Here is a 21,850-nt window from a genome sequence, read left to right as displayed (position 1 = left end):
AGTTTTCACTGAGATCACAATGTATTCTTCAAAATGTTTCGCATTCATGTAACAGTCTTCGTCTGTTTTCAAGACATTTTTGTCGCTCCTTTGCCCTGCTTTTTGCTTTTTTGGCTGATGCGCGCCGCAAGCTGTTCATATGTAGTCAGTCCGACGAGAAGAATCACTCCCGCCGAACATCCTGAAAGCCATTGATAATCACCGACGGCTGCCGCACCCGCAATATTGCGGATGACCGCAGCATACAATAGTTCCCCCTGGCACATGCCGAGAACAAAAAGACAAAGCCTCTCAGGGAACCGCCCCTCAACGGAAAGCGTAATAACGGTAAGCAGTATAACCGCCGCCCATTCAGGTTTTATGATAAACCAAACAGGGTCATATAATGCAAAAAGAAAAATAAAGCCGTACGCCGCAGACGCCGTCAGATGAATCACAATATTACGGAGCCGTTTATGCATGCCGAGGCTTCCCGCATAAACAAATGCCGCAGTAAAAAACATGACATATGCCGCATTCAGCGTAAAATAAGCCGTAATCTGATGTATGCTTGCCATCATATTAGTCAAAATAAAGACTGATACGTAAAAACGGCTTTTCGTCTTGGCAAAAATAAAAGTCGCAAGTATCCATAAAAACCACATTGACCAGTAATAATAAAACGGTTCCATAATCGCTCCTCCTCTGATCAGTATGGAGCGGGAGCGCATTTTTTAAACCAATTATGCCTGAAAGGAGCGGATAAGGATGGGAAAAGACAGACAGGAGAAAAAACTGAAAGCCTCCCGACGAGTGGAATCTGATCGCGATGATTCGATTCACCATAAAGGAGCGACAAGCCTTGAGCAAAACGGGGAATTCCGAAAAAGAAAATCGTAAAAAACAGAAAAAGGCATGCGGGTCCGCATGCCTTTTAACGTCTGCTGAAACGGGATGTGTCAATTCCCCGTTCAGAAAGCCAGTGATGTGTGTCACCTTTTATGACCAAAGGCGCCTTTTGCAATTGGGCAACCGATTGGCATCCGAGGGCGGTCATAATCATTTTCAGCTCTTGCAAAAGCGCCGTCATCTCGTCAAACAGGCCCTCTTCTCCTTTAGAAGTGAGAGCTTTCAGGAAAGTGCCCGCCATTCCCGCGCTGGAAGCGCCGAGGGCAATCGATTTGGCGACATCCAGGGCGCTTTGCAGCCCGCCGGATGCGATAATTGATTGATCAGCGGAGAGCGAGTGGATTTCCGCTAAGCTTGCGGCAGTGGAAATTCCCCACGTATTAAAAAATTGAAGCGCCTTCTCTCTGCGCATATTTTCGATCTTAGAGAAATTTGTACCGCCGTATCCGCCGGCATCAACTGCTGCTGCGCCGGCATCAAATAACTGCCGTGCCGATTCCCTGCTCATTCCGAAGCCGACTTCTTTGACAAAAACGGGCACTCCCGCTTCCGCCGCAATCCGCTCAATACGGCCGAGAGCGCCAGTAAAGCTTCTGTCACCCTCTGGCATGACGATCTCCTGAATCACATTTAAATGAATCTGCAGGGCATCTGCTTGAATCATATCAACTGCCCTTTTCGCCTGCTCGGCATCCGCCTCGCTGCCTAAATTGGCAAATATCAGCCCGTCCGGATTCTCTTTTCTGACGATCTCGTAAGAATACCGTTCGGAGGGATCTTTTAAAGCTGACATTTGCGAACCGACAGCCAGCGGCATGCCGGCTTTGCGCGCGGCTCTTGCCAGCGATCTGTTAATTTCGTATGTAAGCTGTCCGCCGCCGCCTGTCATCGCATTGATAAAAATCGGCGAACTGCTTGTGAGTCCGCCGATTTTCGTTGAGATATCCACTTTTTCCAATGCTAGGTTCGGTAGGCTGACATGAACAAACGCAATATCATCAAGCCCTGTTTCCCGGTTTTGGCCGGTAGACAGCGCATGATTTATATGTTCTCTTTTTCGTTCTGCTCGTGTCACGTTTTATCACCAATTTATTTTAATTTATTAAGCTTGTCTCCGATTAAATCGCCAAGCTGGAAGCCGGTGCTCGGCTCTTCTTTCGCCTGGTATTGGCGGAAGTCCTCCTGATCGGCTTTCGGCGCTTCTTCAAGCTCACGCATGCTTAAGGAAATGCGCTCTTCGCTTTCGTTCACGTCAAGCACTTTCACTTTAACAGTCTGTCCTTCTTCAAGCACTTCATGCGGCGTTCCGATATGTTTATTGGAAATTTGCGAAATGTGCACAAGTCCTTCCACGCCCGGAAGAATTTCAACGAAGGCGCCGAAGCTTACAAGGCGCTGCACTTTTCCTTCAAGCACATCTCCCTGTTTTACCTTTTCGCCGATCTGGCTCCAAGGTCCCGGCAGCGTTTCTTTAATAGATAAAGAAATACGCTCGTTATCGCGGTCTACGGACAGTACTTTCACTTTTACGTCCTGACCTTCTTCCACCACGTCAGACGGTTTTTCGACGTGTGAATGAGACAGCTGCGAAATATGAACAAGCCCGTCAATTCCGCCGATGTCGACAAATGCGCCGAAATCAGTCAGACGCTGCACTTTTCCTTCAAGCACGCTTCCAACCTCAAGCGTTTGGAGAAAATCATGCTTTTTGGCTGTCTGTTCTTTTTCCACTACAGCCCGGTGTGACAGAATCACCCGGTTTTTATCACGGTCGAGTTCAACGACGATAAGAGAGAGGGTTTTCCCTTTATAGTCAGTGAAATCCTCGACGAAATGAGCTTCGACAAGTGATGCGGGAATGAAGCCGCGAACGCCGATATCAACGACGAGACCGCCTTTCACCACATCTTTCACTTCAGCTTCAAACACTTCTTTTGTGTCGAATTTTTTTTCAAGGTCTTCCCAAGCGCGGTCAGCATCAACGGCACGTTTAGATAAAATCAAAGCATCGTCTTCCACTTTTGTTACTTTCAGGTCAAGCTCATCGTCAACTTTTACGACATCCGATGCTTTCTCTACATGAAGACTTGATAATTCACTGATTGGAATGATTCCGGACTGTTTGACATTGACAATTTCGACATCTACATGCTTGTCCTCTACCTTTGTCACAATCCCTTTTACTACATCTCCAACCTCTGGCACTTGAACATCAATTTGATTCATTTCCTCTGTCATTTGAATAACCTCCTTGGTCCAAACCTACACAGCTTAATTAATACGGTTTGAAAGCTGAACATGTGAATGTCCGCTTTTCAGCCGAATATGTATTAAAGAATCATCCAAAAAAGATTTTGAATGATCAATAAAAAGTTTTATTAGTATTAACTTCTAATAAATGGACTGGTTTGTCAAGCAATAACATCTTGTCTTTCGAAAAAAATTATAAAGCGCTCCGCCCGGGCTTAACGTGATTTCTGATCGACGATCTCCAGAATTTTTCCTGCGACTTCGGCAATGCTTAGTGACGTCGTATCGATTTCAATCGCGTCTTCCGCTTTGCGCAGCGGGGAAACTTCCCTCTCTGAATCGAGTTTGTCGCGTCTGGCAATTTCTTCAATGAGCGTCTCGTAATTCACGTCATAGCCTTTTTTCTTATTCTCTTCATATCGGCGCTTCGCTCTTTCCTCTACGGACGCGAGCAGAAAAATTTTCACTTCGGCATCAGGCAGCACGTGAGTACCGATATCACGGCCGTCCATGACGACACCGCCTTTTTCTCCGAGCTGCTGCTGTCTTTTGACCATTTCTTCTCTGACGCCTTTATGCTTGGCGGCGATTGATACTTGGTTGCTGACTTCGTCTTTTCGGATTTCTTCTGTCACATCTTCTCCGTTTACCAGAACGATTTGTCCTTCCGGAGCGGATACAAGCTCAATTTCCGTATGCTTCAGCAGCTCTGTAAGCGCGGCTTCATCGGTTAAATCGGCATTCTGCTTGAGCGCCGTATATGTAATGGCACGATACATCGCTCCTGTATCAATGTACACATATGATTTTTTCTCAGCCACTATTTTAGCAACGGTGCTTTTTCCGGCAGCGGCCGGCCCGTCGATCGCAATTGATAATTTCTTGTCCATAATCTCTCTCCTTGCTCTTTACTCCTCTATGGATTGTATCATGAACTGCCGGAAAAGGGGCGAAAAAATTGAGCTGATTTACCGCTTTACCGTTTCAATCCATTCTTTTTTCTCCATTTTATCAACTCCCTCATATTTCACAGCTTTCGAAATATAAGGTTCAATAGGCTGATAATGAAGCAAAAACTGCACCGCGCCCAAAATGATAAGCTGAATGCAGACCAATTTGACCAGCAGACGTTCAAACGTTTTCATACACGCGCACCTCCATTAGGATTAGTATGGAAAAGTGCGCTGCTGTTTATTCCGACAGACTGTTTCTTCTCTGCTGCAGCTGTGCGCGCATACAATATTGGAGTAAAAGCTGCTGTGAAGCGGGAGCGATTTCTGCAAATTCAAGCGTCATTTTTTGTTTATCCGCCTTTTCATCATAAAAAATCCGCTGGATAACAGCCTCGGCCGTAATATCCGCCGTATTTCCCTTGCCGGGAAGAGAAAATGAGACATACAGCTTTTCACCTGGTTCCGCGGAAATATGCTCAGGCATCACAACAGCGATTCCGCCGGCGCTGATATTAGAGGAAACCGTTTGGAAAGCGGTTTTTTTCGCTTCCATTTTGACGGATACATCCAATACTGCGTCTGCACGGACGTATCGGCGTCTTTGAATCCGCTTCATTTCCTCCTGAGGGGGGATGTCCAATCCGATCATCGGGATGGGGTCTTTTTTCTTTCCTTTGATTATGCTTTTAAATTGATACGGCACTTGGCCATTCCCCATAAATTCCGCTGTTATTTCCAATCCTTTATGCAAAAAGACCGTCCGTCCCGAATCCAGATCGACGGGATATGAGATGTGCAGTTCGCCGTTTTCAACGCTTACTGCTTTGCTCCTCGCTTTTTTGGGCTCATTGTTCTCTATGTATTCAATCCAAATATAATCTCCGACAGCTATCATGGGCCTTCACTCTTTCATTATTTATGCTTTTATTAAAGCATGTAACGAAAAAAAGGAAAAGACTTTTAGTCCTTTCCTCCTTTATTTTTATAGGTCTTTATATATAGGTTCTGCACTTTTTAACTTTTCTATTTTTTCCTCTTTTCCATCGTCCGCATTGATGAACATTTGATACGTGTCTTTTCCGATCGTCCCGAGCATTTCGTAGCAAAGCACTTCCTGACCGAGTTCATTTGTGATCAGCGCCTGCCGGGTCTCCCGCACTTCAACATTTTTATTCAGCTTCGCTTTCGCTTCATCAGCTGACAAAGCGGGAGCCGGAATCGTTCTCGTGCGGTGCGCCGCCAGGTAATCACGCGCGGAAAAACCGACGACTTCACCATCATCCAGCGCCACTTTCATTCGGATGGCTTCCGGATAAATGCGGACATTTTTCTCCACGGGGATAAAAGAAAAGACGCCGATGTTATTATATTGCGCGCTTTCATCAATTTCGAGGCCTTTTGTTTCATATCCATTTTTCTTTAAAAACGCGACGGCCCGGTTAGATGCTTCATTGAGGCTGATCTTTTGTTTCTTCACGGCCCGTTTTTGAATCAAATAGACCGGATGTCCGCCTTTTTGGGTAATATCCATATAGATAAAAGACTTGTTGTCGGCGTCTTTCATGCGGATGCTGTATACGTCCCGATTCGTCTTCCTGCCGCTTTTGACCACTTTAATTGAATAATTATGATCAGGCGCAAACCGTTGTGCGATTTTGACCGCTTCTTTTTCCGTAATTTGTTTTCCTTTCAGATGCGTAAAACCTTTTCGTTCTGTATTTGCTCCCGTAAATGTGGGGCTGATGCTGTCTTCAGAAAAAGCGCCTACATTTTTTTCGACTGTTTTAAAGCTGTCGACGATCGTATTATCGCTTTGTTTTTTGTCAGAAGCGAGCGCCATCTCAACATCCATCCACCGTAAATTTTTGCTCATGACGAGATGCTGAACGCTGCGGAGCTGGTTTTGAATGTTCTCCGCCTGTTTGTACAGGCTGTTCAGCGTTGTATATTCTTTCTTATCAAGCGGTTTTTGGTCTAAATCCCGGACGGATGTTTTATAGCTGAAATCTCCTATGTTGGATAAAAACTCCTCCGTCTTATTAAAAGGCATGAGAGTCAGCGGCAGCTGGCTCACATTGTTATGAGCTTCAGATGTTATTCTCCATACATCAATGAGCGCCGGAGACAGAGATTTTTTACTGTTCATCGCAAGCGTCGTCCCGATTTTGTCGTGAAGCTGATCTACATGGTACGTCAATTCATGAAAAGCCCTCTGATAATTATTTTCCGCATGCAGAAGGACCGCATCTTTTTCCTGATGCTCTTTATATCCCCAATATCCGGTTGCGGCGATCGCGACACCGAGAACAGCGATAATGATTCCTCTAATCATGTTAACACCTCATTTTGCGTACTTTTACTCACAGAAAATGTGTTTTCCGATTCTTTTTATCTGCGGACGTCCCCAAATCCATTTGCTTGTCGCCGTATCAGGATTAAAATAATAAATCGCGTTTTCAGAAGGGTCCCAGCCGTTGATCGCATCAAGAACCGCTTCTTTTGCTCTTTCATTCGGCTGCATATATATTTGGCCGTCGGCAACAGCGGTAAACGCGAGCGGTTCGAAAATGACGCCGGCCACCGTATTCGGAAATAACGGGCTTTTAATACGGTTTAAAATAACCGCGGCGATGGCAACCTGCCCTTCAAACGGCTCACCGCGCGCTTCCCCGTACACAGCCTGTGCCAAAAGATTGATGTCGTTGTTTGAGAAACCGCCAGGCATATTGGCCGCTGTCGTATTTTGCTTTTGATTTGACTGACCGCCTGTATTGTTTTGCGGTTTTTGAGCAGGCTTATTCGTTCCCGCCGGCTTCTGCGTTCCGGCTCTCGGTTTTGTTTGGTTTTCCAATGGGACGTTGCCATAATGAGTGAACGTATTCCCTTTTTGGATCTGCTCCATTACATATTCACGGTAATATTTTGATTTAGAAATCAGCACCTGTTTGGTTTTCGCGCCGACGAGGCCATCAACCGGCTTCATGCCGAATTTCTCCTGAAAATTCCTCACGGCCCAGTATGTGGTCCAACCGTAAACACCATCGATTTTCCCGTTATAAAATCCGTTATATTGAAGACGGGCCTGCAATTCTATAACATCATCACCCGTCGCGCCTCTTTGAATCACTTGATTTGAAAACGCATGAACCGTTTCATGATGATCGAAGAAAGCGGCGGCGAAAGAAAATAGAATGAGACATGCCATAAAGGCTCCTTTGCACTTCATCTCTTCAAGCCTCCTACTGCAAAATTTAAAGTGTACCCGTATTGTCTGTCACGAGGTTATTTTTATGCACGTTTCCTTCTTATCCCCTGTCAAGGCATAAAAAAGAAACCGCACGCGACGCGCGGTTTCTTCACACTTGGATCATATTGACGGAGCGTGCTTTTTTTGCCTTTCGCAGCCCGAACCACCATAAAAACAGCATAAACGGCAGCATATAATATACCCAATGATTGAGGGCGGTAAGAATAAAATCGTAAGAACCGTGCAGACATGAAGGCACGGCCAGCGAAATCACAAGCCATTTGACACGGGCTTTTTTCTGCGAAAAGCGGGCTTTTCCGAGATAAAATCCCATAATCACTCCGATCAGCGCATGGCAGGAGACCGGCAGAAGCGCCCTGATGAAAGCATGCTCAACGCCGTGGCCGAATAGATACAGAATATTTTCAAGCGTGGCAAATCCTAAAGACACACTGGCCCCGTAAACGATTCCGTCATAATGCTCATCAAAATGAGCATGCGGATACACACTGATCATCAGAACGAACCATTTCACCGATTCTTCCAGAAATCCCGAAGACAAAAACGAAACGAAAAAGCTTCCTCCCCCCACATGCTCTTTTTCAAGAACATATTGGATAAACATGGTCGGAAACACAAGGACAACCCCGAGAAAAAAAGACCTCAGCACCATATGTACGGGTTCATTGTCATACTGATCTTTTAAATAAAAATAGCTTAACAGCGCAATGCCGGGAGCAATTCCTGCAGAGATGATTGCAAACATCAGGCAACCTCTTTCCTTTATATTCCTATATCTATGGTACCATGTTGTTCATATTTTTACATCTTTCAATTTTTTTAAAAAAGAGCATATGAATGATCATATGCTCTCTCTACCCAGCCGTTTTGATATTTCGTTTGCGATCAAGCCGCCGTGAAAACGGCCGTTCTCGATAAAAATTTCATTGGCGTTATTTCCAGCCGCAATGACTCCGGCGATAAAAACACCGTCAACATTTGTTTCCATCGTTTCTTCCCGGAAAAACGGCCGGCCTGATTCAGCATCAATCCGCACACCGATTTTTTCGAGGAAACCGTGATCGGGATGGTATCCCGTCATGGCAAATACGAAATCGTTTTTCAGCCGGACCGTCTCATTTCGGCCGGAGCGGAAAATGATTTCATCTTCCGTCACTTCTTCAAGACAAGCGCCGAATTCCATCCGGATTGTGCCGTTTCTGACAAGGGCCTCAAACTCAGGCAGAATCCACGGCTTGATGCTCGGGGAGTACTCATGTCCTCTGTAGAGCACAGTGACGCGCGCACCGGACTTCACCAGTTCCAAAGCCGCGTCAACACTTGAGTTTTTCCCGCCGATCACAGCAACATCTTTATCAAAATAAGGATGGCCTTCTTTAAAGTAATGAAATACCTTAGGAAGCCCTTCACCCGGGATGTTCATATAATTCGGATGATCATAATATCCTGTCGCAATGATACAAAACGGAGTGAGGTAGCGGTCTTTTGATGTTTCTACAAGAAAACGGCCGTCTTCCTGTTTCGTTACGCGCTCCACTGTTTCAAAGGCGTTTACGCGCAGCTCTTTTCTTCTGACGACCTCTCTGTAGTAAGAGAGAGCCTGTATTCGGACCGGTTTTCTGTTTTCCGTAATAAAGGCAACATCGCCGATCTCCAATTTTTCACTTGAACTGAAAAAAGTTTGGTGGGTCGGATAGTTATAAATGCTGTTTACGACATTCCCTTTTTCGATCACAAGCGCGTTCACGCCAATTTGCTTCAGATGTATAGCCGCCGATAATCCGCAAGGACCTCCGCCTATTATAATTGCTTTTTCTTCTGTCATGTCCTTCAACTCCTGCGATTGGCATTTCCATCATAAGTTTCCACTCATATAAAAAATCTCCTATATTATCATAGGAGATTTTTTTTGTTTATGCAAACGATTGGTTTATATCCAGCCTCTGAAACGCGAAGCCTCAGCCATTTTCCGCACGCCGACCATGTAAGCCGCAAGCCTCATGTCAATCCGGCGGTTTTGGGACATTTCATAAATATTATTAAACGATTTTATCATCATATTTTCCAGTTTTTCCTCGACTTCTTCTTCACTCCAGTAGAAGCCTTGGTTGTTTTGAACCCATTCGAAATAAGAAACCGTTACACCGCCGGCGCTCGCCAGAACATCGGGAACCAGCAGCGTTCCTTTGTCTGTCAGGATTTTCGTTCCTTCCAGTGTCGTCGGTCCGTTTGCCGCTTCTACAACGATTTTCGCTTTGATGCGGTCAGCGTTTTCTTCTGTAATTTGGTTTTCGATCGCCGCCGGGACAAGTATATCACAGTCCAGCTCAAGCAGCTCCTGATTCGTAATGGTGTCATTGAAAAGCTTCGTCACCGTTCCGAAGCTGTCTCTGCGGTCAAGCAGATAATCAATATCAAGACCGTCCGGATCGTAAAGGCCTCCGTACGCGTCAGAAATTCCGACAACTTTCGCGCCGGCGTCATGCATAAACTTGGCCAGATAGCTGCCCGCATTTCCGAAACCTTGTACGACGACGCGCGCGTTCTGAATATCGAGACCTTTTTTCTTGGCCGCTTCTTTTATACAGATGGTAACGCCTTTTGCCGTAGCTGATTCCCTGCCGTGGGACCCGCCGAGTACAAGCGGTTTTCCCGTAATAAAGCCGGGTGAGTTAAATTCATCAATTCTTGAATATTCATCCATCATCCAAGCCATAATCTGCGAGTTTGTAAATACGTCAGGTGCCGGGACGTCTTTAGTCGGTCCGACAATCTGACTGATTGCTCTGACATATCCCCTGCTCAGCCTTTCAAGCTCTCTGAATGACATATTTCTCGGATCACAAACAATTCCGCCTTTACCACCGCCATAAGGAAGATCAATAATTCCGCATTTTAAACTCATCCAGATGGAAAGTGCTTTCACCTCTTTTTCAGTTACATTCGGGTGAAAACGAATGCCGCCTTTTGTCGGACCTACGGAATCATTGTGCTGCGCACGATAGCCTGTAAATATTTTCACAGACCCGTCATCCATCCGAACAGGAATTTTAACCGTTAATAATCTGAGCGGCTCTTTCAGCAGTTCATACACTTCTTCTGGATACCCCAATTTTTCCAGAGCTTTATGTATTACGGTTTGGGTTGATTTTAATACATCATGTTTGTCTTCTTCATTATGACCGGTGAATCGATCGGCTGCCATTTGAGTTAACCTCCTAAAATCTTCTGTTTCTCTCATGCTCCCTTTCAGTGACTAGTATACACCTTCAATATCTCCGTGCATAGAAGAAAGACAATGATTTTTCCATTATTTCGCTTAAAAAAAGACGGCCGCTGAAAACAGCTGCCGTTTCAAATCTTTTTTATGAAAAATGTTTCTGGATGGTCTCCACAGCATTGCCGTCCATGATGAGTTTTCCGTACTCATGGAGTCTGTAAATCGTAATCGTCGCCGGGTGTCCGTATTCAGCCAGCACCGCGATGACGCCTTCGGCGGAACGGGAGCCGAGGTCTTCAAGGCTTACATAGTATTGGTTCTCATAGTGGTAGACGGTGCCGCCGGTAATCCCGATTCGGTGAAGGCTTCCGGCAAGCTGAATGATATCTTCAAACGAATGGAACTGATAAATAATATCCGGGCTTTCGTCAAGTTTGACCTGCATCTCGATATAATCATCGTCATATTCGTCATCTTCTGCGTCCGCGTCATGATTTTTCGTTACAATCACAACCATGCCTTGTGCCTGAAGAGAATATACTTCCACCGCGATCGGACCATTCGCTTCAAAGCCGAGCTCTGTATTTGCTTCATTCATCATATCTTTAAATAACTGGTGGACTTTAAACGAGTCCTTCCAGAGGTCTTCTTTTGTCAGTCCCCGATCAGTCAAATCGTCGAGGGTTAAAAAGATTTTAATCTTATTATAGTTCAGACGCTCAAGCCGCATAATGTTCCCTCCTGCCTCTTCTTGCACACAAATCATATAACACAGTATATGAATAAATGAGTCATAGGTTCTTAATTTGTTATCAGTTTACACCGTGTACAGCGGGAAGACAAGCAGAATGCCGTTTTTTATCACCGCGGCCGGGTTTGTTTCAGGAAGACGGCTCATCCGGTCCGCACAGCGTAATCATATGCGTCTCCGGTTTCGCCCCGAGCCTCAGCGGAACTTTTGTCGTCCCGTAGCCGTTGCTGATCAGGTAATGCGCTTTTTTTACCGTTCCCGTCCCGCCCAATTCGTACGGCCCGAACCGGCCGAAACGGATTTGGCCGCCATGCGTATGGCCGCTGAACACAGCGTCAATCCCGTCTGACTCCCTCATCTGCTCATGGATGTCCGGGTTATGGCAAAGCAGGAGGTTTACTTTGTCAGCATCCGTATATCTGATTGCAGATTCGTAATCATCCATCATCATCCTGATATCATCCACCCCGCAGATCGTAACGGTTTCCCCTTTATAAGCAAACTGAACCGATTCATTTCTCAGCGGGATCACTTTATATGCCCGTAAAAGAGAGAGCAGTTTTTGCTGGCTGACCTCGTAATCGTTATTTCCCCACACATACATGACAGGCGCAAGAACCGTCAGACGTTTGATGTTTTCTTCAATTCTGGCGTAAGGAACTCCGCCCTCCGCCAAATCACCGCCGAGCAAAACGGCATCCGGCTTATGAACTGCCGCTTCGCGGAGAAGCTTTTCATCAATTAAACGGCGGTGCACGTCAGATATAAAGAAGATGGTGAGCGGCTTCATCCCCTTCATTTTATCAAGCGTAAATGTATGTGTTTTCAGATGGCTGCCGTTTGCCGTTTTGTACATAACGGCCGCCATAACCGCAGCCGCTCCCGCCAATGAGCCGAGAATTCCCGCTGTAAGCTTCATAAACGCACTCTCCATTCTGTCATTGTCTTATATTAGACGGACAAACAAAAAAAGACGTTTCTATCCTTTCCGGAAAACGCCTCATTTTATTTGCTTTCAAAATAAAGATTGATATCATACCGATGTTTCATCAAGTGAAAAACAGATTCTCTCGCCCTCCATTTTTCAGGCTGGGGCCATAAATCCGTGCTTTTTTGGATAATTTCACATCTCAGTTTATGAAATTCACCCTCAGCTTTTTCTTCCTTTTTTTTAAAATAATAAGAAGTGCAATACGCAAAAGCGGAAGCCATAATCCAGCACAAGTAAACCGTATGGCCTAATATTTCCTGCAGAATCAGCTGCGGAGAGGCTTGGGGGGCATTAAAGCTTTTAAACATCAGCAGTATGCACATCAGGGAAAAACAAACGAGGGACGCCCACTGCCATCTTCGGCATTGTGCGGCATAATTTTCGTATTTTAATTTCCGTTTCACCAGCGCCTGAAGCATTTGTTTCGTCGGTCCGTCAGCAAATCGGTCTAATTGCTTCCATAAAGAATCCATGCGCTTCACACCTTGTCCGTTTTCATTGGTACACTATATGAAAAACACGGTGAAAACATGCATTTATTTTAATCAGACAGCGGAATGTTCAGAACCTGGCCGGTGTACACGTCGTTTCCGTTTAATCCGTTGTAGCTGCGGATTTTTTCTTCGCCCGCCCGGCTTTTATAATATTTCATTGAAATGCGGTAAAGCGTTTCTTTCGGCTGTACAGTATGCTGTACGGTCCGCACTTTTTTCGGGACAGTCCCGGCTTGATCACTCGCGGAAGCCGGAGCCGCTTTTTCACGGACAGCCGGCGGAGACTGCTGTTTTGTCTCCGCGTATTCGGTGTCTGTCGGCTTTACTTGTTTTTCTGAGGGCGTTTCCGTTTTTTCAGGTGTTTTTTCACTTGGTTTTTCTTTCGTTTTTTCAGATGCAGCCGCTTCTTTCTTATCTTTGTCGTCAGACTTTTTTTTCTGTTGTTCTAAAAGAGCGGTTTCTGATGTTTCTTTCTGAGCGCCTTTCGGAATAACGGCAGGCGCGCTTTCACTGTGGTCTATGAAGACATCTTCATAGTCCTTCGGGTCAAATCTGCTGCTGTTCGTCATATAAAGAAGACCGAAAAAGACACCGATTGTTACGATAATGAACAGGACGGTCAGAAAAGTGAACAGCGGCGTTTTTGTTTTGGTTTTTTCCTTTACCTGCTCTTCCTTTTTTTTACGCTCCTCTTTTACAGATTGTCTTGTCGGGAGGCTGTCTTCAAGATATTCAATTTGTTCATCCGCGGCCGCGGCAACCTGCTGCTCGGCACGCAGCTGAGCTTTTCTTCTTTCAACTCTTGACATTTCCGTCATGCAAACCCCTCCTAACATATTGAAAACGGATCTGACAGGCAAATACCGCATCAATAATAAAATGCGCTGTAACCGGAACGAATAAATTGCCGGTCCATTCATAGATAAGCCCCAGCAAAAGACTGATGCCCGCAACCATCATAAACAGAAGCCACTTCGCCAAGTATCTGAAATGAAGCACGGTAAAAATGAAGCTGGCGGCCCATAAGCCGATATGTGTCTGCAGAACACCTCTGAACAAAATCTCTTCGCTGAACGAAATGAGAAGCGTCAAAAACAAAATGTGCAAAACCGGCCTGTTCTTAAAAAGCAATACATTAATGCCGCCGTCATCATATAAATGCGAAGGACACCATTTCATCACCGCAAGATCGGCAAAAATGACAAGGACGGCAAGAGTTACACCGTACCATATGATATTATCGTCACGTATATGCCACAGCTTTAAAAAATCGTGAATGTCGGTGAAAAAGAAAAAGCCAATAACAGCTGAAACCGCCAATATGAGCAATTGGGTGGCATACAGCTGCATCACAATCTCCCGGTCTGAGAGCTGCCGGATCAATTCGCTTTGCCGTCTCAGCTGAACTCACCCGCAGACTCTGAACCGAAAATCCGGCCTAATTCCAGCTTCCAATCTTCAAACCGTTCCATGTTTTTACGTTCTCCTTTTTGCTCGTACGGAGCCAGATCAAGTCCGCAGCTGCTGCAGCATTGTCCGGTTTGACCATCAGGCTCATACGGTTCATCAAAATAAGACAGCAGCGCTTCTCTTATACATTCTTTCCGCTCTAATAACGCCGAAAAACGATTCATTTTACGCAGCTTTTTTTCCACGCGGTATGTCAGTTCTTCCTGCAGCTGCTCTTTTGTGGTTTTTCCTTGCAGATACAGATGGACGGCCGTTCGCGCCTGTGTTTCCTGGACGCCCTTATTGATCAGAACGTCCCGAAGCTTTCGCTCATCACCCGTACCGGCATCCCGTATGACGGCCAGAATGGCTTCCAGGTCATAATCAGACAGGCTTTCTGTCTGAATAATCTGCTGCTGAAGCTCGGTATCGCCGGGCGCCCTCAGCAAAATACTGACACTCGGGCTGCCGTCGCGTCCCGCTCTGCCGATTTCCTGCATAAAGGCCTCGGCCGTTTGGGGAGGATAAAAGTGAATGACAAAGCGGATATCTGACTTATCCACACCCATGCCGAACGCATTGGTGCAGCAGATGCAATCAAGCTGGTTATGGATAAATTGCTGCTGGATCAAGATTCTGTCCCCTGTATCCATTCCGCCGTGATAATAATCCGTCCGCTTTCCCGTTTTTTCATTCAGCTCAGCCGCAAGCTCTTCCGCCCATTTTCTGGTCGGACAATATATGATACCCGGGCCTTCAAGCTTTTCGGCAAGCTCCGTGAGCCTGCTTATTTTCTCGGCATTATCCGCCAAATGTTCTGCCGCCAGGAGAATATTCGGCCGGTTGACTGAATAAAGATGACGCACCGCATGCTCAAGGCCGAGCACATCCGTCACGTCTCTGAGCGTTTCTTTTGTCGCTGTTGCGGTCAGCGCCAATACAGGCGGCTTTCCGAGTGCCTGCCTGAAAGGTCCGAGCTTCGAATAATCAGGCCTGAAATCATGTCCCCATTCTGATATGCAATGAGCCTCATCAATAACAAATAAACTGACCGGGACATTTTTCAAACGGTTCAGCACATAAGGTGAAGAAAGGGCTTCAGGAGACATATAGAGAAATTTATACCGGCTGATGTTGCTGAGGATAAAATGCCGCTCTGCGGAATTCAGCATGCTGTTTAATGCCGCAACCCGCTTTTCCCCTTTCGCTTTCAGCTGCTGCACCTGATCTTCCATTAATGAAAGAAGCGGTGAAATAATCAGCACCAGCCCGTCCATCATGTAACCCGGGAGCTGATAGCATAATGATTTTCCCCCGCCGGTCGGAAGCATGGCGATCGTATCTTTTTTTTGGAGCACACTAGTCATAATCTCTTCCTGCCCTTTTTTAAAGGAATGCAAACCAAAATACCTGGATAAAGCTTTATGCAGCTCAGTCATGCTGATTCACCGTCTTTGCCAGCGCCAGCCTGATCTGAAAATAGCTGAAGCGCATCTGCATTCCTTCGCGAATCCGTTTAATTTTATTCGTTTGATGCTGTTTTGCAAATGCCGTTATCATACGCTGTTCCTCTTCAGAAAGATACTGTTCTATAAAAAATGCAGGCTGGTGCAATGATATTTCTACGATATGATCTTCGATTGTGGCGGTTTTTAAATTTCTGACCGCGGCGATCCGTTCAATCGGAAACCCTTTTTCCAACAGCTCAAAGGTTTTTCTGGCAGACTGTGTCAGCGCGCTTTCCGCCTGCAGATCGGACAGCAGCTCGCGCAGAGCGGGATATGCACATTGCGGAAGCGATTGAATAACATAATGTACCGCTCCCCAAAACTGGACGGACACATACCATTCATCTTCGTTCAGCTGGAGAGCGAGCTGCTTATTCGTTTTGCCGATTCTGTTGAATGAAGTTAAAGAATAGACAAAAATAAGCGCCTGCCGTTCACTTACGCCTTGCAGAAGCTGAAACAGCGCGTCATGCATTTGGACGGAAAGCTCTTTAGCATCTCTGTTTTTCCGCATGAACCGTTTGACCCATCTCAGCGTCTGCACATCGTTGGTAACCGGGATATATTGACTGCATTGATGCTCTTTGTTTGACAGGACTTGAATGAGCAGGGAAAGCCGCCTCCACAGGGTGCCAGCAGGCGTTTGATAATTCGCGCCGTGGCAGTGCTTCGGCCAAGGCCGCTCGGCAAACGCCCGTTCAAGCTTTTGAACGCCGCGCGCAGTCACTTTCCACGTCCCCTCTTCTTTTCCGGCTGTGATGTATGAGCTCTCGGTGAGTTTATGCAAAGAAGCAGCAATATCGCCGCGTTCACACTGTGAAGCCATGCCGAAATATTTAGCGATCTGAAATAAGCCGGCATCCTGAATGGTTTGAGACGACTTTTTTCCTTTTAATAAATGAAACACAGCACTCGGAGTCCGTTCGCCGTCTATTTTGTCCAGACAGTCGAGAACCACGGTATCAAAGAAGTTTATCGCCAATCTAAACACACCTACATTTCTTCTGTGACAAGTTTCGTTTTTTGGTTCTTTTTATTTTAACAGATTTTCATATAAATTTGACGTTTAAAGTCATCTTTTAGGGGGAAGTGCTAAAGAGAATCCCTTATGTGATAAGCATTCTCAATCATTTTTCTGTTGAAATTTGACACTAACATCATTACAATAAGTAAGAGGAATAGGTGTTATATTTAAAAATATATAAGGTAAACCATTTGTTCCAACACGAACAATCTGGGAGGTTTTATTCATGGCAAAGTACACAATTGTAGATAAAGATACGTGTATTGCATGCGGCGCCTGCGGAGCTGCGGCACCAGACATTTATGATTATGATGATGAAGGCATTGCGTTCGTTACGCTTGACGAAAATAAAGGCGTCGTCGAAGTTCCGGAAGTTCTGGAAGAAGATATGATTGACGCATTTGAAGGATGCCCTACTGATTCAATCAAAGTTGCGGATGAACCGTTCGAAGGCGACCCGCTGAAATACGAATAAAAAAGCCCTCTCCGTGAGAGGAGCTTTTTCGTCCTGAATAAGACTCCGGCTGTTATCGGCCGGAGTCTTATTTTTTGCGATCAGCACAAACAAAAAAGCGTCCGGCTGTTTTCACAGAGCGGACGCTTTCAGTCTTTATTGTGTTTGGATGCTGCGTTTTTGTTCAATCCAAGGTTTCAGCTTCGTAAAGATGAACGTAAAGACGATGGTGATGATAATGCCTTTTACAATGTTAAACGGCAGAATTCCTGCGACAACCGCCGTTTTTAACTGGCTGTTTGACAGTGCCGGTGAATGTAAAAACCAAGTATACGCGGGCAGGATAAGAATATAGTTCAAAATACTCATCAGCACGGTCATCGCCGCGGTTCCGGCCAGAAGGCTCACCGCAAGACCTTTTGCAGAATTGAGCTTTTTAAACATAAACGCCGTCGGCAGAATAAACAGCGTTCCCGCGATAAAATTGGCTGCCTGCCCGACAGGCACGCCGGCCATGCTTCCTTGAATGATATACTGCAGAATATTTTTAATCGCTTCAACCGCAATCCCCGCCGCAGGCCCGTATACCAAAATGGCGATAATTGCAGGAACGTCACTGAAATCAATTTTCAAGTAATCCGGCAGACCCGGAAACGGGAAATTTAACAGCATAAGCACAAAAGCAATACTGCTAAGCATACTGATGACAACTAATTTTTTTACTTTCACAATGCTCTCTCCTTTTCGATCAAATCTCTCGAAAAGAGGAAAGGTTCTTTTGCGCCCCAATAAAAAAACCGCTTTTGTTAAAAAGCGGGAGCTTACTAAGGCTTGGCAAAGAAACGTTTGATATAAGCATCAAAACGTCTGCTGAACCTCCATCTTCTCCCATCCAGACTATACTGTCGGCTCCGGAATCTCACCGGATCCTGCCGCCGAAGCAGCTCGCGGGCTTAGAGCATGATGCTCATCACCGCCGGTAGGGAATTTCACCCTGCCCCGAAGATTGATCTTATGAATTTATTCACATTATATATGATCAAATTGCAATTGTATAGAGAACTGCTCAAATTTAAATAAAATATTGGGGAAGCCCGATTTTCAGCTGATTCTGCGGTGTCCTTTTCTCCTTTACTGCGTCACTACACATTGACACTCTATTGAGAATATGATAAATTATCAGATATTTAGTCAGCTAAACTAGGAGGAAATCTAACAATGTTTCGAGTTTTGGTCTCAGATAAGATGAGCAATGACGGCTTAAAGCCGCTGATGGAATCAGACTTTATAGAAATTGTTCAAAAAAACGTCGCGGATGCAGAAGATGAATTACATACCTTTGATGCCCTGTTAGTCCGCAGTGCCACGAAAGTAACCGAAGAATTGTTTAAAAAAATGACCTCTTTAAAAATCGTCGGCAGAGCCGGTGTCGGGGTAGACAACATCGACATTGATGAGGCCACAAAACATGGGGTTATCGTGATAAACGCGCCGAATGGAAACACCATTTCAACGGCAGAGCATACATTCGCGATGATTTCTTCATTAATGAGACACATTCCGCAAGCCAATATCTCAGTAAAATCAAGAGAATGGAACCGGACGGCTTTTGTCGGGGCGGAGCTCTACGGAAAGACTTTAGGCATTGTCGGTCTGGGCCGGATCGGAAGCGAGATTGCCCAGCGCGCCAGAGCGTTCGGTATGACGGTTCATGTATTCGATCCTTTCTTAACCGAAGAGAGAGCCGGCAAAATCGGCGTAAACAGCCGGACATTCGAAGAAGTGCTTGAAAGCGCGGATATCATTACCGTCCACACGCCTTTAACAAAGGAAACAAAAGGACTGCTTAACAGAGAAACCATTGCCAAAACAAAAAAAGGCGTCCGCCTTATCAACTGCGCAAGAGGCGGCATTATTGATGAAGCTGCGCTTTTGGAAGCGCTGGAAAGCGGCCATGTCGCAGGCGCTGCCCTTGACGTGTTTGAAGTGGAACCGCCAGTTGAATCAAAGCTTCCCGACCATCCGCTGGTGATCGCCACACCTCACTTAGGCGCTTCAACGAAAGAAGCACAGCTGAATGTCGCGGCACAGGTTTCTGAAGAAGTGCTGCAGTTTGCAAAAGGTCTGCCTGTCATGTCAGCGATCAATCTGCCTGCGATGACGAAAGATGAATTCAAAAAAATCCAGCCTTATCACCAAATTGCCGATAAAATCGGAAGTCTCGTGTCACAATGTATGAAGGAACCCGTCAAAGATGTTGCGATTCAATATGAAGGCACCATCGCCAAACTTGAAACATCATTTATTACAAAAAGCCTGCTGTCCGGTTTCTTAAAACCGCGTGTAGACTCAACGGTCAATGAAGTGAACGCCGGCGGTGTAGCAAAAGAACGCGGAATCAGCTTCAGCGAGAAGATTTCCTCCAATGAATCAGGATATGATAACTGCATCAGCGTAAAAGTAACCGGAGACCGGAGCACATTTACGTTAACGGCTACGTATATCCCTCACTTCGGTGAACGAATCGTTGAACTGAACGGCTTTAATATTGACTTAAATCCTGCCGGCCACCTCGTTTATATCCAGCACCAGGATACGACTGGTGTAATCGGACGCGTCGGACGCATCCTCGGCGATAACGATATCAATATCGCTACCATGCAGGTAGGCCGTAAAGAAAAAGGCGGAGAAGCCATTATGATGCTTTCTTTTGATAAACATTTAGATGATAAAGTCGTCAATGAGCTGACTTCAATTCAGGATATTGTTTCCGTTAAACTGATTGACCTTCCGTAACCAACAAAAAACCCAAAACATTCATATGTTTTGGGTTTTTTACGTTTAATGGCTTGGAAGCGGATTAGGCGCCGCAGGCACAGCGATAGGTTTTGTCACATCATAATTACCGATTTTCTTTGTATGCGCATGTGTGAACAGCACCTCAGAATAACCGAATTCCTTCGCGGTTAACAGAAGCCCTTCGATCATTAAAATCCCTTCCAGCGAATCTTCAACCTTATGTTTTTCGGACAATTGAATCCGCAGCTGCTCGCCGTCTTCCCTTTCCGATACCGATGCAATCGCATCTGCTTCTATAATGCTCGCGGTCTGTGAGCCTCCGTCTGTTGTCTTCATCCCGTCAATAGCCTGATATACTGAATAATAGGTTTGTTCAGACGGGATGAGATACTCTTGTCCCAGACTGTCGCTGTAAGAAAAATACGCCCGGTTTGTCTGTTTATGTACGGACATCTCAGCGGAAATGCCGTAAGATTTATAAAAATCCTGTCCGGCTCCGTTTTGAACCTTTTTCAATTTAATCCGCTCGTAAGGACTCCATGTCAAAGTCTCTTTCAGCATCTTTTTCAATAAGTCAGCATCGGCAACTGATTCGATAGAAAGCCGTCCGTTTACCTGCACAAGCAAATCCTTCTTATCCGCCGTTACCTGCACACCGTCCAAAAGGTTCGGCACAGACAGGAAGGATTCGGGCACTTCTAGGTTTTCCGCTTCCGATAAAGCCTCTGAAACCGATTCATCCGGCTTCTTTTTTTCAAAACTGACCGGAATGACGGCGGATGTTTCTGAATCGGCAAATGCCAAAGTAATGTAATTGTTTTTGTTTTGGTTTGAGACGACGAACGTCTTCTGATCCGGCGGCTTGACAGAAGCTGACTGACTGGCTTTTTCTGTCTGGCGGCTGTCAGCGGTAAGATCACCGGAAGATTTGTTTGTCATCAGGTGAGGAGATATAATCAGAGCGATGCACAATGCGCAGACGCCGGCTGCGGCGGGGCCGATCCAGCTTCGGGCCGGCTTTTTCCTGTACGGTTTACCTGTTTCAATATTCCGGTAAATGGCCTCGGGTGAACGATGATCTCTAACCGCCGGAAGTTGTCTTAACAACTCCTCTACTCTTTCTTCGTTCCAATATGACTTCATCATCCATTAGCTCCTCCCTCAAAAGCTCCATCTGTTTCCGAAGTATTTTGAGCCCTCTGTGTTGGGTCGTTTTGACTTTGCTTTCCGAGAAGCGGAGAGCGGCGGCTGTTTCCTGAATGGAATATCCCTGAATAAATCTCAAGATAATAACAGCTCTTTGATCAATGGTGCAATGATCAAGCGCGGTATAAATTTCCCGGACGTTTTCATGCTGTACGGCGAGTTCGTCCGGAAGCAAATGCTGATCTCTGACATCTTGTGTATCCCAATCAAACGTACCCATAATACGCTGTCTGATCGTCTGCTGCTTGCGGAACCAGTCAATCGCCACATGGCGTGCGATGGACAACAGCCATGTTTTTTCACTGCTTCTTCCTTCAAATGTATGATAGGAATTCAAGACGCGGATATACACTTCCTGCGCCAAATCTTCAGCCTGCGACTTATCTTTTACCATATAAAATAAAAATTGATATAAATCTTGATGGTATGCATCATATAATATCTGAAAGGTTTCTTCCATGGGAAACCCCTCCGTTCACTTTTTTGTCGTAAAAATGCGTTGAAAAGTTACATTACAACTATATTACGAGAAACTGGAATTTGGAAGGGAATTTATATTAACATATTCTTAAATTTTTAAAGGAGAAACAAATAA

The 21,850-nt window shown here is 45.5% G+C and carries 24 protein-coding genes and 1 riboswitch; of the genes, 3 read left to right on the top strand and 21 right to left on the bottom strand.

Annotated features, from left to right (window positions below; genetic code table 11):
- Nucleotides 1-68: 68 nt before the first annotated feature.
- Nucleotides 69-671, bottom strand: a complete 603-nt coding sequence (locus CXL14_RS12330) for a YphA family membrane protein (RefSeq protein ID WP_014418265.1) — start codon at nucleotides 669-671, stop codon at nucleotides 69-71.
- A gap of 76 nt (nucleotides 672-747) precedes the next feature.
- On the opposite strand from CXL14_RS12330, the gene CXL14_RS12325 reads away from it, so the two are divergent.
- A complete protein-coding gene (locus CXL14_RS12325; RefSeq protein ID WP_003153429.1) occupies nucleotides 748-879 on the top strand; it encodes a YpzI family protein in 132 nt (43 codons plus the stop codon).
- A 34-nt stretch (nucleotides 880-913) separates the two neighbouring features.
- Here the strand turns inward: CXL14_RS12325 and fni are convergent, their stop codons facing one another.
- The 17 genes from fni to CXL14_RS12245 all read right to left on the bottom strand — a co-directional run bounded on the left by fni (nucleotide 914) and on the right by CXL14_RS12245 (nucleotide 16,754).
- Nucleotides 914-1,963: a type 2 isopentenyl-diphosphate Delta-isomerase gene (fni, locus tag CXL14_RS12320; RefSeq protein WP_053284899.1), complete on the bottom strand. Its 1,050-nt coding sequence runs from the start codon at nucleotides 1,961-1,963 to the stop codon at nucleotides 914-916.
- A gap of 14 nt (nucleotides 1,964-1,977) precedes the next feature.
- Nucleotides 1,978-3,126: a 30S ribosomal protein S1 gene (gene rpsA / locus CXL14_RS12315; RefSeq protein WP_003153426.1), complete on the bottom strand. Its 1,149-nt coding sequence runs from the start codon at nucleotides 3,124-3,126 to the stop codon at nucleotides 1,978-1,980.
- A gap of 227 nt (nucleotides 3,127-3,353) precedes the next feature.
- Nucleotides 3,354-4,028 (bottom strand): (d)CMP kinase, encoded by a 675-nt coding sequence (cmk, locus tag CXL14_RS12310; RefSeq protein ID WP_014418267.1) that lies wholly within the window; start codon nucleotides 4,026-4,028, stop codon nucleotides 3,354-3,356.
- A 78-nt stretch (nucleotides 4,029-4,106) separates the two neighbouring features.
- On the bottom strand, nucleotides 4,107-4,283 hold the full coding sequence (locus tag CXL14_RS20085) for a YpfB family protein (protein WP_003153420.1): 177 nt from the start codon (nucleotides 4,281-4,283) through the stop codon (nucleotides 4,107-4,109).
- Nucleotides 4,284-4,329: 46 nt separating this feature from the next.
- Nucleotides 4,330-4,986 carry a flagellar brake protein gene (locus CXL14_RS12305; protein ID WP_022553026.1) on the bottom strand — a complete coding sequence of 219 codons (657 nt, stop codon included), beginning with the start codon at nucleotides 4,984-4,986 and terminating at the stop codon, nucleotides 4,330-4,332.
- An 87-nt stretch (nucleotides 4,987-5,073) separates the two neighbouring features.
- Nucleotides 5,074-6,423 carry a germination protein YpeB gene (ypeB, locus tag CXL14_RS12300; protein ID WP_007409448.1) on the bottom strand — a complete coding sequence of 450 codons (1,350 nt, stop codon included), beginning with the start codon at nucleotides 6,421-6,423 and terminating at the stop codon, nucleotides 5,074-5,076.
- A 24-nt stretch (nucleotides 6,424-6,447) separates the two neighbouring features.
- Complete coding sequence (gene sleB, locus CXL14_RS12295) at nucleotides 6,448-7,317, bottom strand: spore cortex-lytic enzyme (RefSeq protein WP_007409447.1); 870 nt, start codon at nucleotides 7,315-7,317, stop codon at nucleotides 6,448-6,450.
- 130 nt (nucleotides 7,318-7,447) lie between these two features.
- Entirely contained in the window at nucleotides 7,448-8,104 is a 657-nt protein-coding gene (gene prsW / locus CXL14_RS12290; protein ID WP_003153415.1) for a glutamic-type intramembrane protease PrsW, read from the bottom strand.
- Between the two features lie 96 nt (nucleotides 8,105-8,200).
- Nucleotides 8,201-9,184, bottom strand: a complete 984-nt coding sequence (locus tag CXL14_RS12285) for a YpdA family putative bacillithiol disulfide reductase (RefSeq protein ID WP_014418270.1) — start codon at nucleotides 9,182-9,184, stop codon at nucleotides 8,201-8,203.
- Between the two features lie 105 nt (nucleotides 9,185-9,289).
- The gene (gene gudB, locus CXL14_RS12280; protein ID WP_003153413.1) at nucleotides 9,290-10,564 is read right to left on the bottom strand and encodes an NAD-specific glutamate dehydrogenase; all 1,275 of its coding nucleotides are present in this window, start codon (nucleotides 10,562-10,564) and stop codon (nucleotides 9,290-9,292) included.
- 160 nt (nucleotides 10,565-10,724) lie between these two features.
- Nucleotides 10,725-11,309, bottom strand: a complete 585-nt coding sequence (locus tag CXL14_RS12275; protein ID WP_003153412.1) for a genetic competence negative regulator — start codon at nucleotides 11,307-11,309, stop codon at nucleotides 10,725-10,727.
- A gap of 151 nt (nucleotides 11,310-11,460) precedes the next feature.
- Nucleotides 11,461-12,249 carry a metallophosphoesterase gene (locus tag CXL14_RS12270; protein ID WP_014418271.1) on the bottom strand — a complete coding sequence of 263 codons (789 nt, stop codon included), beginning with the start codon at nucleotides 12,247-12,249 and terminating at the stop codon, nucleotides 11,461-11,463.
- An 86-nt stretch (nucleotides 12,250-12,335) separates the two neighbouring features.
- Entirely contained in the window at nucleotides 12,336-12,794 is a 459-nt protein-coding gene (locus CXL14_RS12265; RefSeq protein WP_007409443.1) for a YpbF family protein, read from the bottom strand.
- Between the two features lie 68 nt (nucleotides 12,795-12,862).
- Complete coding sequence (locus CXL14_RS12260) at nucleotides 12,863-13,633, bottom strand: LysM peptidoglycan-binding domain-containing protein (RefSeq protein WP_014418272.1); 771 nt, start codon at nucleotides 13,631-13,633, stop codon at nucleotides 12,863-12,865.
- Nucleotides 13,611-14,198 (bottom strand): CPBP family intramembrane glutamic endopeptidase, encoded by a 588-nt coding sequence (locus CXL14_RS12255; RefSeq protein WP_007409441.1) that lies wholly within the window; start codon nucleotides 14,196-14,198, stop codon nucleotides 13,611-13,613. Before CXL14_RS12255 ends, CXL14_RS12260 begins: the two co-directional genes overlap by 23 nt.
- 14 nt (nucleotides 14,199-14,212) lie before the next feature.
- Entirely contained in the window at nucleotides 14,213-15,703 is a 1,491-nt protein-coding gene (locus CXL14_RS12250) for a RecQ family ATP-dependent DNA helicase (RefSeq protein ID WP_014418273.1), read from the bottom strand.
- Nucleotides 15,696-16,754, bottom strand: a complete 1,059-nt coding sequence (locus CXL14_RS12245; protein ID WP_014418274.1) for a YpbB family protein — start codon at nucleotides 16,752-16,754, stop codon at nucleotides 15,696-15,698. Before CXL14_RS12245 ends, CXL14_RS12250 begins: the two co-directional genes overlap by 8 nt.
- Before the next feature lie 268 nt (nucleotides 16,755-17,022).
- On the opposite strand from CXL14_RS12245, the gene CXL14_RS12240 reads away from it, so the two are divergent.
- Nucleotides 17,023-17,271: a ferredoxin gene (locus tag CXL14_RS12240; RefSeq protein WP_003153403.1), complete on the top strand. Its 249-nt coding sequence runs from the start codon at nucleotides 17,023-17,025 to the stop codon at nucleotides 17,269-17,271.
- A gap of 135 nt (nucleotides 17,272-17,406) precedes the next feature.
- Here the strand turns inward: CXL14_RS12240 and CXL14_RS12235 are convergent, their stop codons facing one another.
- Nucleotides 17,407-17,979 carry a riboflavin transporter FmnP gene (locus CXL14_RS12235; protein ID WP_003153402.1) on the bottom strand — a complete coding sequence of 191 codons (573 nt, stop codon included), beginning with the start codon at nucleotides 17,977-17,979 and terminating at the stop codon, nucleotides 17,407-17,409.
- A 147-nt stretch (nucleotides 17,980-18,126) separates the two neighbouring features.
- Nucleotides 18,127-18,261: riboswitch (FMN riboswitch) on the bottom strand.
- A gap of 207 nt (nucleotides 18,262-18,468) precedes the next feature.
- Here CXL14_RS12235 and serA point away from each other — a divergent pair.
- Nucleotides 18,469-20,046: a phosphoglycerate dehydrogenase gene (serA, locus tag CXL14_RS12230; protein ID WP_007409437.1), complete on the top strand. Its 1,578-nt coding sequence runs from the start codon at nucleotides 18,469-18,471 to the stop codon at nucleotides 20,044-20,046.
- A gap of 45 nt (nucleotides 20,047-20,091) precedes the next feature.
- Here serA and CXL14_RS12225 read toward each other — a convergent pair whose 3' ends face one another.
- Complete coding sequence (locus CXL14_RS12225) at nucleotides 20,092-21,156, bottom strand: hypothetical protein (protein WP_014721442.1); 1,065 nt, start codon at nucleotides 21,154-21,156, stop codon at nucleotides 20,092-20,094.
- Nucleotides 21,131-21,715, bottom strand: a complete 585-nt coding sequence (gene sigX, locus CXL14_RS12220; RefSeq protein WP_014418276.1) for an RNA polymerase sigma factor SigX — start codon at nucleotides 21,713-21,715, stop codon at nucleotides 21,131-21,133. Before sigX ends, CXL14_RS12225 begins: the two co-directional genes overlap by 26 nt.
- Nucleotides 21,716-21,850: the final 135 nt, after the last annotated feature.

The sequence above is a fragment of the Bacillus sp. SJ-10 genome, assembly GCF_002843505.1.
Taxonomy (GTDB): Bacteria; Bacillota; Bacilli; order Bacillales; family Bacillaceae; genus Bacillus; species Bacillus velezensis.
This window is presented reverse-complemented; position numbering and strand designations above follow the sequence as displayed.

Coding starts and splice junctions, on each gene's coding strand:
- CXL14_RS12330 (WP_014418265.1), bottom strand. CDS start 671: ATGGAACCGTTTTATTATTACTGGTCAATGTGGTTTTTATGGATACTT.
- CXL14_RS12325 (WP_003153429.1), top strand. CDS start 748: ATGGGAAAAGACAGACAGGAGAAAAAACTGAAAGCCTCCCGACGAGTG.
- rpsA (WP_003153426.1), bottom strand. CDS start 3,126: ATGACAGAGGAAATGAATCAAATTGATGTTCAAGTGCCAGAGGTTGGA.
- cmk (WP_014418267.1), bottom strand. CDS start 4,028: ATGGACAAGAAATTATCAATTGCGATCGACGGGCCGGCCGCTGCCGGA.
- CXL14_RS20085 (WP_003153420.1), bottom strand. CDS start 4,283: ATGAAAACGTTTGAACGTCTGCTGGTCAAATTGGTCTGCATTCAGCTT.
- CXL14_RS12305 (WP_022553026.1), bottom strand. CDS start 4,986: ATGATAGCTGTCGGAGATTATATTTGGATTGAATACATAGAGAACAAT.
- ypeB (WP_007409448.1), bottom strand. CDS start 6,423: ATGATTAGAGGAATCATTATCGCTGTTCTCGGTGTCGCGATCGCCGCA.
- sleB (WP_007409447.1), bottom strand. CDS start 7,317: ATGAAGTGCAAAGGAGCCTTTATGGCATGTCTCATTCTATTTTCTTTC.
- prsW (WP_003153415.1), bottom strand. CDS start 8,104: ATGTTTGCAATCATCTCTGCAGGAATTGCTCCCGGCATTGCGCTGTTA.
- CXL14_RS12285 (WP_014418270.1), bottom strand. CDS start 9,184: ATGACAGAAGAAAAAGCAATTATAATAGGCGGAGGTCCTTGCGGATTA.
- gudB (WP_003153413.1), bottom strand. CDS start 10,564: ATGGCAGCCGATCGATTCACCGGTCATAATGAAGAAGACAAACATGAT.
- CXL14_RS12275 (WP_003153412.1), bottom strand. CDS start 11,309: ATGCGGCTTGAGCGTCTGAACTATAATAAGATTAAAATCTTTTTAACC.
- CXL14_RS12270 (WP_014418271.1), bottom strand. CDS start 12,249: ATGAAGCTTACAGCGGGAATTCTCGGCTCATTGGCGGGAGCGGCTGCG.
- CXL14_RS12265 (WP_007409443.1), bottom strand. CDS start 12,794: ATGGATTCTTTATGGAAGCAATTAGACCGATTTGCTGACGGACCGACG.
- CXL14_RS12260 (WP_014418272.1), bottom strand. CDS start 13,633: ATGACGGAAATGTCAAGAGTTGAAAGAAGAAAAGCTCAGCTGCGTGCC.
- CXL14_RS12250 (WP_014418273.1), bottom strand. CDS start 15,703: ATGACTGAGCTGCATAAAGCTTTATCCAGGTATTTTGGTTTGCATTCC.
- CXL14_RS12240 (WP_003153403.1), top strand. CDS start 17,023: ATGGCAAAGTACACAATTGTAGATAAAGATACGTGTATTGCATGCGGC.
- serA (WP_007409437.1), top strand. CDS start 18,469: ATGTTTCGAGTTTTGGTCTCAGATAAGATGAGCAATGACGGCTTAAAG.
- sigX (WP_014418276.1), bottom strand. CDS start 21,715: ATGGAAGAAACCTTTCAGATATTATATGATGCATACCATCAAGATTTA.